The sequence below is a fragment of the Labrys miyagiensis genome, from assembly GCF_030160835.1.
In the GTDB taxonomy this organism is placed as follows: Bacteria; Pseudomonadota; Alphaproteobacteria; order Rhizobiales; family Labraceae; genus Labrys; species Labrys miyagiensis.
On record NZ_BSPC01000005.1, the window covers coordinates 435574 to 448830 of the forward strand.

A 13257-nucleotide genomic window follows, 5' to 3' on the forward strand; every position below is an offset into this window, starting at 1 on the left:
TCAGCCCTTATTTACCGCCGCCGAGGCGGATGCGCGGATCGAGCACGGCGAGCGCGAGATCGGCGATGAACATGCCTGTCACGGTGAGGAAGGCGACGAAGAGGAGGATGAAGCCGGCCAGATACTGGTCCTGCGACTTCAGCGCCTGCACCAGATAGGGGCCGATGGTCGGCAGACTCAGCACTATGGAGACGATGGCCGAACCCGAGACGATACTCGGCAGGAGATTGCCGATATCCGCGACGAACGGGTTCATGGCGATGCGGAAGGGGTACTTCAGCAGCGCCTTGCCAGGCGGCAGGCCCTTGGCCTTGGCCGTGACCGTATATTGCTTGGAGAGCTCGTCGAGCAGGTTGGCGCGCAAGCGCCGGATCATGCCGGCCGTGCTGGCCAGACCGATCACCACCACCGGCACCACGAGATGGCTGAGCAAGGAGCCGAGCTTGTTCAGGGACCACGCTTCATTGGCATATTTCGGATCATAGAGACCACCGATGGAAATGCCGAACCAGCGATTGAGGTAATAGAGCAATGCGAGAGCCAGCAGGAAGCTGGGCGTCGCCAGTCCGATATAGCCGAGAAAGGTGACCGTATGCGCCCCGACCGAATTCTTGTGCGTCGCCGAATAGATGGCGATCGGGATCGAGACGAGATGGATGAAAATGATCACCAGCAAATTGACCACGATGGTCAGGCCGATCGCCGACCCGACCACGGTGCAAACCGGTTGGCCATATTCGAAGGACCGGCCGCAATTTCCCTGCAGCAGGCCGCTATAGCCGTCATGGCCGGGAAGAATGCCGATCCAGGCGCCATACTGATAGAGCACGGGCTTGTCGAGGCCGTATTGCACGCGCATCTGCTCGGCCTTGGCGATGCTGGCCGTCTCGCCCTGAGCCCGCAATTCGTCGATCTGGTTGGTGATGTAATCGCCAGGAGGCAGCTTGATCACAATGAAGATCAACAGCGAAATGAAGATGAGCGTCACCGCCATGGTCAACACCCGGCGCAGCACATAGCGAATCATGGCGCCGTGTCGGCCTGCGCCGTCTTCTGCTCATAGTAGAATTCATCGACGCGATAGGCGCCGAGATTGGCCGTGGGCTCCCAGGAGAAGATCGCTTTCTTCGGGATGTTCTGGATGGTCTTGGTCACCACGATCGGCTGCAGGGCGCCCTGGACGGTGCCGATCACGAATTGCTGGTCTGCATGGATGCGCAGCAGATCGCGCCAGGCATTCGTCCTCTCGTCCAGGGTGGTGGCGTTCATCCATTGGCTGTAGAGATCGAGCAATTGCTGCGCCTCCGGCATGTCGACCTTCTCGCCGGCCTTGCCCGCTGTCTCGGCATATTGACCCCATTTCGGCCAGGCCATTTTCTCCTGCTTCAGAGGCGCCAGTTCGGTTGGCGGCATCACAGCGGTGGCGTAGGCATTGTCGAGGCCCTGGCTCGCCACCATCACTGTTTGTCCCGCATAGGCGCGCTTGTTGAGGGCGCCGCTATCCTCGGCCTTGATCACCATCTTGATGCCGACATCGGCCCAGAACTCGCTGGTGATCTCCAGGGCATCGATGATGTCGCTCGCCTCGCTGGACACCTCCACGATCAACTCGGCGAGACGCCCGTCCGGCAGGAGCCGTGTGCCCGACCCCTCCCGCTTGTCGAGGCCGGCCTCGTCGAGAAGCTGGCTGGCGAGCTTGGGGTCGAAGGTCGCCCAGGCCTTGCGGTCTTCCTCGGAATGCAGGGCGCTTTCCGGCATCATGGTGTTGTTGCCCTCGATGCCCCGGCGGAAATAGAGCGTGTTGTTGAGAACGTGGCGGTCGATGCTGAGCGACAGGGCACGGCGGAAGCGCACGTCGCGGTTGAGGGCTCGCCAGACCGGATCGTTGCAGGTGAGGTTGGGATAGAGCGCGAAGGCCGACCCCCTGGCGATCTGCCAGGCCAGCGTGTGGTACTTGTGCCAGGCCTCGCCGCCCTTCAGCATGGGGATGTCGCCGGTGTTGAGACCGCGATAAAGCAGGTCCACCTCGCCGGCATTGGCCTTGGCGGCGAACAGGCCGGTAGCGGCGACATTGGCCACGATGCGGTCGATATAGGGCAGTTGCTGGCCCTGCGGATCGACGCGGTGGAAATAGGGGTTGCGCTCGAAGATGAATTGCTGGGAGGGCGCCTTGGTCCTGATCCACCAGGGGTCGAGCGTGGGCATGTCGGGATTACTGGCGCCATAGGGGTCGTCGAGCTGATTGTAGAGTGCCGCCCAGGAATTCATCTCGAGACTCTTGGCCATGCCGGTGAGCTTGGCCATGTCGCCATATTTCTTGTGGAACTGCTTCATGTAATGGACAGGCGTATAGATCCACTCCGGACGCGGGCCGGCGAGCGAGGGCAGGAAGCGCGGATTGGGATGCGACCAGCTGTAGCGGACATGAGTGGCGTCGAGGATCTCCACCTTGGGTGGTTCGCCATCGACCACCATGAAGGCGGGCGGGCCGGCAGGCGTGAGCTCGGCGTCGAGCGCCACCTCCTCCCAATAGAAGCGGAAATCATCGGTGGTGAAGGGCGCCCCGTCGGACCAGCGATGGCCTTCGCGCAGCACGAAAGTGAAGGAGCGGTCACCCTCGTTGACGACATCGACCAGGATGTCGGGCTTGAGGTTGAGAGTCTCATCATAGCCGACGAGGCGGGTATAGCCCATCACGGTGAGGTAGCGCAGGTCCTTCGGCTTGGCGACAAGGGTGCGCATGTCCCCGCCATACTGGCCGATCGTGCGCTTGCGCACGAGCATGTCGGCGACCAAAGGCTGCTTCGGCAGGCGGTCTGCCTGAGGCGGCAGCTTGCCCGCGGCGACCAGCGGGCCGAGCAGGGTGGATTCGACCGCGAGCGCCGGGGTGGCGAACAGGCCCGCGGCGGCCATGAGGAGGGTGCGGCGGGAGATCATGCCGCCACTCCCGTCGGCACACCGGCGTTGACGGCGCTGATGCGCACGAAATGCCGGGGCTCGACTTCCACCATCAGCGGCGGCGGCTCGCCTGGTGCGATGGTGAAAGGCGCCGGCCAGCGTTCGGGATGGGAGGAAGCGCTCGCCTTCAGCGCGGTGAAATCGAGCGGATGATCGAGGTCGACATCCGGGATCGCATGCAGCAATGCCTTGGTATAGGGGTGCTTGGGCGAACGGAACAGCACCTCGCGCGGGGCCTGCTCGACGATATGGCCGCGGCACATCACGGCGATGTCGCGCGCCATGTACTCGATCACCGCGAGGTTGTGCGAGACGAAGAGGTAGGAGACACCCAGGGCCTTCTGCAGGTCCTTCAGGAGATTGAGGATCTGGGCCTGCACGGAGACGTCCAGCGCCGAGGTCGGTTCGTCGCACAGGATCACCGAGGGCTCCAGGGCGAGCGCCCGGGCAAGGCCGATGCGCTGGCGTTGGCCGCCTGAGAAGGAGTGCGGGTAGCGCCGCATATAGGCGGGCTCCAGCCCCACCAGTTCGAGGAGGGACTTCACCCGTTCGTGCCGTTCCTCACGCGTGCCGATATCGTGGATCAGTAGCGGTTCCGACAGGATGTCGTAGACCGTCATGCGTGGGTTGAGGCTGGAGAAGGGATCCTGGAAGACGAACTGCACTGAGCGGCGATAGGCCTTCAGTTCCTCGTCCTTGAGCTCGAAGACGTCGCGCGGGCCCGTACCGTCATCGAACCAGATCCGTCCCTCGTCCGGCTTGCTGCCCGGCGCCCGCATGATCATGCGCGACAGCGTGGTCTTGCCCGAGCCGGATTCGCCCACCAGCCCGACCGTGGCGCCACGGTCGAGGGAAAGGGAGACATTGTTGAGGGCCTGGATCTTCTCGACCCGGCCCGACCACATGCCGGAGCGGAGGGTGAAGCTCTTGGAGACGTTGTCGATCTTCAGGACAGGCGCAGGAGCGGCCGCCGGAGCCGGCGTCTCGCACTTCCAGGAACCGGGGATCGACACGGCGATCTCGCGCACGGGCTTCAGCCGTTCGCCCGGCTTCATGTTGAAATGGGGCACGGCGCGGATCAGCGCCTTAAGATAGGCGTGGTGCGGATCCTCGAAGATGGTCTCGCGCCCGCCGAGTTCCATCACCTCGCCGCGATACATCACCACGACATCGTCGGCCATGTTGGCAACCACGCCGAGATCATGGGTGATGAACATCACCGCCATGCGCTTCTGGGCCTGGACGTCCCTGATCAGGCTGAGGATCTGCGCCTGGGTGGTGACGTCGAGCGCCGTGGTAGGCTCGTCCGCGATCAACAGCGCCGGGTGGCAGATCATCGCCATGGCGATCATGGCGCGCTGGCGCATGCCGCCGGAGAGTTCGAACGGATAGGTGCGCAGCATGCGCTCGGGATTGCGGAACTCGACGCGCTGGAAGAGCAGCATCGCCTTCTCTTCGGCCTCGCGGCGCGAGCAGCCCGTATGCACGACCAGCGCCTCGCTCACCTGGTCGCCGATGGTGTGCACCGGCGAAAGCGAGGTCATCGGCTCCTGGAAGATCATGGCGATGCGGCCGCCGCGGATGGCGCGCATCTGCGGGCCGTTGGGATCGAGCTTGACGAGATCGGTGGTGATGCCGGTCTTGGGATCGCGGAACAGGCAGCTGCCACTGGTGACGCGGGCCTTCTTGGAGAGCAGGCCCATGATCGCCTGCGCGGTTACGGACTTGCCGGAGCCGGACTCGCCGACAACCGCCAAGGTCTGGCCCTCGAACACGTCGAAGCAGACTCGTCTGACCGCGTGGACGACGCCCGCGTCTGCCTGGAAGTCAACGCTGAGGTCGCGCACGCTCAGCAACGGCTCACTGCTCATTCCCGCTCCGCAACCTGTCCCCTCTGCCCGTTTTCCGGGGCTGTGAGGACGTCAGCCTATTCGCACAATGAAATCGGCGCCACACCTATCTAACGCAGGTATCCTCTTTTCGTTGCAGCTTTTTATACAAACAACTCAGCGGCCCGCATGAAGCGCAGATTGGCATGCTGCTTGAGTTTTTCAAGAAGTCTGTCGAGGAAAGCCCAGATCCAGGCATCATGCACAAGATGATGGGTGAGTATCCCCAAGGGTTCTCCGGCTTCCAGCACTTGTGTGAACTGCCGCAGCAGCGTGAGCCTGTCGATGAGGCCGCCGTCGTTTTTCCAGTCGATCGGGTCGAAGCGAATATTGGCGACGGCAAGAGCCTCCCACGCTTCGCCGGGGCCGTCGGCGGAGACGGACAAACCTCGAAACCCGCAGGCCGGCAGGATCTTCACAAGCGCGGGATCGATACGGTTCCAGGGCGGCACCAGCACGGGCAGGCAGCGCGGGCCGAACAGGCCTTGCAATCGGGTGAGACCCTGCTGCAGCTCGGCCCTCATTTCGGGAAGGGGACGGTAGCCGAGCTCCTGCTTCTTTCTGCCATCAGGTGCATGGTTGGCATGGCTGTAGCCATGCACGAGCACATCGACGAGCGGCTCCGATGCCAGCCTTTCGGCGAGCCCAGGCGTGGCCCCGGCCGGAATCACGGCGAGGGCGAGGGGCACATCGTGACGGCGGGCGAGGTCGAGCAGGCGGTCGAGCGCCGGCGTGGCGGCGATCGCATCGTCATCGCGCCACCAGAGGCGGATCTCTCCACGGGCCGCCAGAGCTGTCTCCAATTGCGCCCAGGCCGCCGCCTCGGCATCGGCGCGCAAGGCGGCCGCCTCGATGGCTTTCATACTGTTGGCGACACCCTCGATGCCGGGGAAGGCAACGGCCGCTCGCGGCCGGTCGAGCGTGGCGGTCACCTCCGTGGCAAGGCGCTCGGGCGTCAGCTCCGCTTCGCTCACGATGCCGGCGAGACCGAGCGCATGGAAGCGCTCGGCCCTGAGGCGCTGCTCGGCCTCCTTGCCCTGCTCGAAGGGCACCACCACGGCTGGCACGCCGGCGCGGCCGAGGTCGATCATGGTGTTGTAGCCCGCCTGGCTGACCGAAAGGGCCGCACCCGCCAGCAAGGCGGGAAAATCCGGACGGGCGCGTTCCACGGTGACCTTAGGCCCCGCCTTGGTTGCCAGCGCCTCGAAATCGCCCGCCGCGACGCCATGGCCGACCAGGATGCGCCAGGGATGGGGCCGATCCAGCATTTCGGCAGCTCCGATCGCCGCATGATAGAGCGGCAGGCTGGCGGCGCTGCCTCCGCCGGAGACCAGGATGTCGTCCGAGGGGATCGGCGTGATCGGGCCCTGCGCGGTGTCGGCGATATAGCCGGTATAGGTCAGCACCTTTTCCAGCGCCTTGCTCGCAGGCCAGGAGGCGGATAGCGGGGTGACGAGGCTGTCGCCGTGGACCAGCACGCCGTCATAGAACTGTGCCAGGATCTCCTCGGCCTCGGCGGCGCGGCTCGATTTCGCGGGGGGGTTGAGGATGTCTCGGATGGAGGAGAGCACGGCCACTGGCCTCGTCTGTCGGCGCGCGGCTTCCAGCAGCATCAGGAACTCGGCGGCGAGCTGGCGGCGCCCGAAAGGGTAGGTTTCGGTAACGACCACATCCGGGTCGCTGGCCTCCAGCGCAGCGAGGGTCCGGTCGATACGCGCCTGACGTGCCTCGTCGCCGATCGGCGTACCGTCTTCCGCGAGCAGGGTGCGGAAGTGGACGCCGACGCAATGAACCGAAGGCAGCTGTACGAAATCGAAGCCGTCCTTGCCGATGAGCGGCGCCGGGCGACCGCCGCTTACCAGCGTGACGCGATGCCGGTTTGCGGCCAGTCCTCGCGCGAGCGCGCACATACGCGCGAGATGACCGACGCCGAGGAGGTGGGTGACAAGGATGAAGACGCTGGGAGCGCGGACGTCTCGTCCGCTCTTGAACCGATCGCATTGGGGATTGGGCGGTACTGGCATCAAGGGTCCTGTTTGTTCTGCGGCTTTACCTTGAACGTGTCCAGCGCACCATCCTGATGCCGTCTCGTTTCAAGAGCGGACGAGACGTCCGCGCTCCCAGCAAGCGCTTCCCGCAAAAGTCGTGCTGCGCCACCAAGAGAGCGCTCCTCCCGCGCGAACCGCATGGCGCCGGCCGACAGCCTCGCCCGTAACAACCCATCCCGCATCAACCTCTCCAGTGCGGACGCGAAGTCCTGGGCATCGCCGGGCTGGGCCAGGAGGCCTGTCTCGCCGTCGATCACGACGCTGCCGACACCGCCGTAATCGCCCGCAACGGAGGGGCAACCCTGCAGCGCCGCTTCGAGAAAGACCATGCCGAAGGCTTCGTTGACGGCCGGCCAGACCAGCAGGTCGGCCTCGGCATAGAAGCGGGCGAGGGTATTGGGGTCATCGATCCGGCCGTGGAAGCGGATGCGGTCACCGAACGGTGCGAAGGCGACCTCGACCTCGTGGCGGCCGGGGCCGTCGCCCGCGATGTCGAGACGCCACGACGAGGCGGGCAGCAGGGCGAGGGCTTGTGCCAGGATCCCGTAGGAGGCGAGCTTGTCGCCCTCGCGCATCATCGCCACCACCAGCAAGCGCCGCTCGTCCCCGCCTGTGCCGCGCTGGAACAATGGCCATTTCGAGGCGTCGATAAAGGGCGGCAGGTCGACCAGGACCTGGCCGACGGGCCTCCCCCCTTCCAGCATCTCGCGGTCATTCGGGTTGGGGATGAGGATGAGGTCGGCGGCATCGAGCGCCGCTTCGGCCTGCGTATGGCTGGCCGCCCAAGGGCCGACGGCGCGCTTGGGTGCGCGCGAGCCCTCGGCGATGACATAGGGGATGCCGAGCGCCTTGCTGACGTTGGGCCCGATCAGGTCGGGCGCCTTGTAATAGACGTGATAGGTGAACCACAGGTCCGGGCGGCTCTCCGGTTGCGCCTGGTACCGGGCCAGTAGCAGGGCAGACTCGGCCGCCGCCTCGGCCGTGAAATCCCGGCCGCCGCTGGTGTCCAGGGTCCGCAGGGTCGAGGCGATCTCGGCCTCGAAGCCGGCCGCCTGCAGGGCGGCCAGCAGCAGCCGGGCCATCTCGCGGTCACCCGAGGGCACGGGATGGTCGGGCGGCTTCAGCGGGGCATAGAAGGCGATCCGGGGCATGGCTTCGCCACTTGGCACACCCCATGGCGCGGGACAAGGGGTTCTCGGGACTCCGGCTCAGCTGGTAAAGGCTCGGGCCCTCCCCAGCTTCCTGGGGAGGGAGACCCACGCCCTATCCTGCCAGGTTTGGGCCTATCGCGTGAAGCTCACCACATTGCCGGCGTCGACATTGAGGAAATTGCCGGTCGACTTCGCCGAGAGGTCGGAAGCGAAGAAGTAGACCGCTTCGGCGATGTCCTCAGGAAACACCGAGCGCTGCAGCAGCGAGCGCTTGCGGTAGAATTCCTCGAGATCGTCCTCCGCGATCTTGTTGGAGGCGGCGCGCTGCTGGCGCCATTCGCCCTGCCAGATCTTCGAGCCGCGCAGCACCGCGTCCGGATTGACCGAGTTGATGCGGATGCCGAAGGGCGCGCCTTCCAGCGCCATGCAGCGGGCCAGATGCAGCTCGGCCGCCTTGGCGGTGCAATAGGCCGAAGCGCCGGCCGAGGCGGAGACGCCGTTCTTCGAGCCGATGAACACGATCGAGCCGCCATTGCCCTGTGTCTTCATCAGGCGGTAGCCCTCGCGCGCCACCAGGAAATAGCCGGTGGCGAGGATCGATATGTTGTGGTTCCACAGGTCCAGCGTGGTGTCCTCGACCGCGGCAGCGGAGGAGATGCCGGCATTGTTGACCACGATGTCGATGCCGCCGAAGGCACGTGCCGTCTCCTGGAAGGAGGCGATCACCGTGTCCTCCCTGGTGACGTCCATCTTGACGCCGCGCACCACGTCCTTGCCAAAGACCTTGCCGAAATCGGCGACGCGCTGGTCGAGCGAGGCCTGGTCGATATCGGCGAGCACGACATTGGCGCCTTCCTGTATCAGGCGGGCGGCGATGGCGCTACCGATGCCGCCGGCCCCGCCGGTGATCAGGGCGACCCGCCCCGCGAGGCTCTTGGCCCTGGGCATGCGCTGGAGCTTGGCCTCTTCGAGCAGCCAATATTCGATGTTGAAGGCCTCCTGCTCGGGCAGGCCGACATAGGTGTCGGTACCGTCTGCCCCGCGCATCACGTTGATGGCATTGACATAGAATTCGGAGGCGATGCGGGCGGTGGCCTTGTCGGCGGCGAAGGAGATCATGCCGACGCCCGGCACCAGGTAGATCACGGCGTTGGGGTCGCGCATCTTCGGCGAGTCCGGATGCTCGCAGCGCTCATAATAGGCCACATAGTCCTTGCGATAGGCTTCGATCAGCCCGTCCAGCGAGGCGATCGCCGCCTCGACATCGCCGCCGAAGGGAATGATGAGCGGCCGGATCTTGGTGCGCAGGAAGTGGTCGGGGCAGGAGGTGCCGAGGGGAGCGAGCCGGTCGAGCGCCCTGGAATCGACGAATTCAAGCACTTCGGGTGCGTCGGTGAAATGGCCGGATTTGGCCTGCTCCTTGCCGATGCGGCCGCGGATCGCCGGCATCAGCTTCGCCGCGATGGCGGCGCGCTCCTCCGCCGGCAGGGCCTTGACCCTCTCGCCTTCGAAAGCGGGCTTCCTGGCGTTGGCTTCCAGCCAGTTCGCCGCCTTCTGGATGATGCGCAGGGTGAGCTGGTAGCAGGCCTTGGCATCGTCATGCCAGGTAAAGAGGCCGTGGCCGCCGAGCACCACGCCGACGAGGTGCGGGTTCTCGGTGGCGATCTTCGAAAGTCTGAGGCCGAGATCGAAGCCCGGGCGTTGCCAGGGCAGCCAGCCGATCTCGCCGCCGAAGATTTCCTGCGTGAGTTTTTCGGAATTCTTCGAGGCCGCGATGGCGATCACCGCGTCGGGATGGACGTGGTCGACATGGATCTTCGGCACGAAGGCATGCAGGGGCGTGTCGATCGAGGCAGCGCGCGGGTTGAGGTTGAAGGTGCAGTGCGGCAGGTAGCCGACCATCTCGTCCTCATGCTCGAGTCCGCGATAAAGGCCTTTCAGAGCCTCCAGCCTGTCGAGATAGAGGGTGGAGAAGCCATCGAGCTTCATCGAGCCGATATCGCCGCCCGAGCCCTTGACCCAGAGCACGGTGACCTCCTGGCGCGAGAGGGGATCCGCCGCCTTGACCTTGGCCGAGGTGTTGCCGCCGCCGAAATTGGTGATGCGCAGGTCCGAGCCGAGCAGGTTCGAGCGGTAGAGCAGCTTGCCAGGTTCGTCGAGCTTGGCGGCGACCGCGTCGTCCCAGAGATCAACCAGCTTTCCAGAGGCCATGGGTCGTTTCCTTCGGTGGGTGGACGGGACAGGGTGTGCCGGTCTTCAGACCGGCATCTTGAATGCCAGCGCCGGTCTGAAGACCGGCATACCGATTATGCTGTCCGCGATGAAGATGGGCTGGACGATAGGAAGAGAGTCAGTCATGGTCAATCAACATCGCTCATATGGCCCGCAAAAATCATGGTTGTGGCGCAATATTCGCTCACACAGATGACGAGAATGAGCGATCGAGCAAAGCGATGAGCGAATGGAGGGCATATGCACGAACAGGAACGCTGGCAGACGATTCTGCGCCTGGTGCAAGAGCGCTCCGTCGTCTCGGCGCGGGAGCTTGCCGACATCACCCGCGCCTCGGCCGCCACCCTGCGGCGCGACCTGACGCAACTCGCCGCCCAGGGCCTCGTGCACCGCATCCATGGCGGTGTGCAGACCGTAGGACCGAAGGGCAACGCCAAGCTGGAGAGCGCCAGCTTCACCGTCAGCCGGACGCTCAATGCCGACCGCAAGCGCGCCATTGCACGGCGGGCCGTCGCCCTATGCCGGGACGGCGAATCCATCATCATCAATGGCGGCTCGACCACCTTCCAGATGGTGGAGTTCCTGCGCGCCACCCGCCTGCAGATCCTCACCAATTCCTTTCCGATCGCCGCCGCGCTGATGCAGGAGAGCGACAACCGCATCATCCTGCCGGGCGGCGAGATCTATCGCGACCAGAGCCTTATCCTCTCGCCCTTCGACGAGGATTCGATCCAGCACTACACGGCGTCCAGGATGTTCATGAGCGCCATGTCGATCGGCCCGCTCGGCGTGATCGAGAGCGACCCGCTCATCGCCCGGGCCGAGGCCAAGCTCCTCAACCGCGCGGCCGACCTCATCATCCTGGCCGATTCCTCCAAGTTCGAGCCGCGCGGCTCGATGGCGGTGGCCCCGCTGTCGCGCATCAAGAGGCTGATCACCGATGATGGGGCGCCGAAAGGGGCGCTCGACATGCTGAGGGAGGCGGGGGTGGATGTCGAGGTGGTGGCGATGGGGTAGTCTTTCCGGGTGCACGGGCATCCTGCCCGTTCTTCCTCTTCTTCAACCGCGGTCGTTTCAAGAACGGGCAAGATGCCCGTGCATCCGGGACTCTCTCCTTCGAGGTTGCGCCATGCGGCCACCTCTCTAAGCTGGCGCGAAGCAGCCGTGTCAGGTGGCAGGAATTCGGGGAGAAGGCAGCACGATGGCCGATCAGTTCTTCATTGGTATCGATGTCGGCACGGGTTCGGCGCGTGCCGGCGTGTTCGATATCAAGGGCGTCCTCAGGGGTTCGGCCAGGCAGGGCATCACGATCTGGCATGAATCCGGCGATATCGTCGAGCAATCCTCCGAGAATATCTGGCAGTCGATCTGCGCGGCCGTGAAGGGCGCCCTGGAAGAGGCCGATGTGGCGCCCTCTGCCATCGCCGGCATCGGCTTCGACGCCACCTGCTCCCTGGTGGTGGTGGACAGGCAGGGACGCCCGCTCTCCGTCGGCCCCTCCGGGGACGCCAACCGCAATGTCATCGTCTGGATGGACCATCGTGCGCTCGATCAGACCAAGCGCATCAACGAGACGGACGAAGCGGTGCTGCGCTATGTCGGCGGCGTGATCTCGCCGGAGATGGAGACGCCCAAGCTGCTCTGGCTGAAGGAGCACAAGCCGGAGATCTTCGAGGCAGCCGGCTGGTTCTTCGACCTGCCGGATTATCTGAGCTGGCGCGCCACCGGCAGCCTCGACCGGTCCGTCTGCACCGTCACCTGCAAATGGACCTATCTTGCCCATGAGAAGCGCTGGGATGCCGGCTATTTCCACAAGATCGGGCTCGGTACCCTTGCGGATGAGGGCTTCCGGCGTATCGGCAACAGGATCGTCGATGTCGCCACGCCTCTCGCCACCGGCCTGACGCCGAAGGCCGCCGCCGATCTCGGTCTCCTCGCCGGTATCCCGGTCGGTGCCTCGCTGATCGACGCCCATGCCGGTGGCATCGGCACGGTCGGCGCAGCGGGCAAGGACGGCCAGCCTGCCGATGTCACGGCGCGCATGGCCTATGTCTTCGGCACGTCGGCCTGCACCATGGCCAGCACCCGGGAGCCTGCCTTCGTGCCCGGCGTCTGGGGGCCCTATTTCTCGGCGATGGTGCCCGGGCTGTGGCTGAACGAGGGCGGGCAGTCCGCAGCCGGCGCGGCGCTCGACCACCTCCTCACCCTCCACCCCTCCTATGCCCAGGCGGTGGAGAAGGCTGCTACCGCCAACCGTCCGCTGCTCGCCTGGCTGGAAGCACAGGCCAATATCGCCGGCGACGTCACCCTGGCGCGGGATCTCCATGTCGTGCCCGAATTCCTCGGCAACCGCGCCCCGCATGCCGATCCCGATGCGCGCGCCATCATCGCCGGCCTCGACCTCGAGGATGATCTCGACAGTCTGGTGAAGCTCTATCTCGCGGGCCTGTGCGGCCTTGCCTATGGCGCGCGCCAGATCGTCGAGGCGATGGCGGCCAAGGACATCGCCTTGCAGCAGATCATCATCAGCGGCGGCGCGGCCCAGAGCCCGCTGGTGCGCCAGATCATCGCCGATGCCACCGGCCTGGAGGTGGCGGTGGCCGAGACGCCGGAACCTGTCCTGCTCGGTTCCGCCATGCTTGGCGCGGTTGCCGCCAGGGCCTATCCGACACTGGCGGACGCCATGAGCGGCATGTCCGCCCTGGGCGCGACCTACGCGCCGAGCGAGGCGGGGATGAAGACCTTCCACGACGCCAAGTTCAAGGTCTACGAACTGCTGCAGGCGGCGGCGCGGCAGGCCCGCATGGTGATGGCGTAGGGTTGGCACCGAATCGCTGCGCCGTTAGAGCATTGTTATTTTAGGGTAGGGCGCACCGTCATTCTGAAAGCTCACATCTAGAAAAGGAAGTGCCGACCTGGAGGTCGGCACACCACTTTGCGCTTTCCATCGAATCCGCGCGATTCCCGCCCGAAGGATCC

8 protein-coding genes are annotated in these 13257 nt (G+C 65.1%); 2 read left to right on the plus strand and 6 right to left on the minus strand.

Features of this window, described 5'->3' with window-relative positions; genetic code table 11:
• Nucleotides 1-7 precede the first annotated feature (7 nt).
• The 6 genes from QQL24_RS02780 to QQL24_RS02805 form a co-directional block, all read right to left on the minus strand.
• On the minus strand, nt 8-1027 hold the full coding sequence (locus QQL24_RS02780; protein ID WP_284310351.1) for an ABC transporter permease: 1020 nt from the start codon (nt 1025-1027) through the stop codon (nt 8-10).
• A complete protein-coding gene (locus tag QQL24_RS02785) occupies nt 1024-2937 on the minus strand; it encodes an ABC transporter substrate-binding protein (protein WP_284310352.1) in 1914 nt (637 codons plus the stop codon). The genes QQL24_RS02780 and QQL24_RS02785 overlap by 4 nt, the downstream gene beginning before the upstream one ends.
• On the minus strand, nt 2934-4829 hold the full coding sequence (locus QQL24_RS02790; protein WP_284310353.1) for an ABC transporter ATP-binding protein: 1896 nt from the start codon (nt 4827-4829) through the stop codon (nt 2934-2936). Before QQL24_RS02790 ends, QQL24_RS02785 begins: the two co-directional genes overlap by 4 nt.
• Nucleotides 4830-4951: 122 nt before the next feature.
• Complete coding sequence (locus QQL24_RS02795) at nt 4952-6871, minus strand: glycosyltransferase (protein ID WP_284310354.1); 1920 nt, start codon at nt 6869-6871, stop codon at nt 4952-4954.
• Nucleotides 6871-8046, minus strand: a complete 1176-nt coding sequence (locus tag QQL24_RS02800) for a glycosyltransferase family 4 protein (protein WP_284310355.1) — start codon at nt 8044-8046, stop codon at nt 6871-6873. Before QQL24_RS02800 ends, QQL24_RS02795 begins: the two co-directional genes overlap by 1 nt.
• Nucleotides 8047-8178: 132 nt before the next feature.
• A complete protein-coding gene (locus QQL24_RS02805) occupies nt 8179-10257 on the minus strand; it encodes a bifunctional rhamnulose-1-phosphate aldolase/short-chain dehydrogenase (RefSeq protein ID WP_284310356.1) in 2079 nt (692 codons plus the stop codon).
• Between the two features lie 261 nt (nt 10258-10518).
• Here QQL24_RS02805 and QQL24_RS02810 point away from each other — a divergent pair, with 261 nt between their 5' ends.
• Nucleotides 10519-11295 (plus strand): DeoR/GlpR family DNA-binding transcription regulator, encoded by a 777-nt coding sequence (locus tag QQL24_RS02810; RefSeq protein ID WP_284310357.1) that lies wholly within the window; start codon nt 10519-10521, stop codon nt 11293-11295.
• Nucleotides 11296-11479: 184 nt separating this feature from the next.
• A complete protein-coding gene (locus tag QQL24_RS02815; RefSeq protein ID WP_284310358.1) occupies nt 11480-13096 on the plus strand; it encodes an FGGY-family carbohydrate kinase in 1617 nt (538 codons plus the stop codon).
• Nucleotides 13097-13257: the final 161 nt, after the last annotated feature.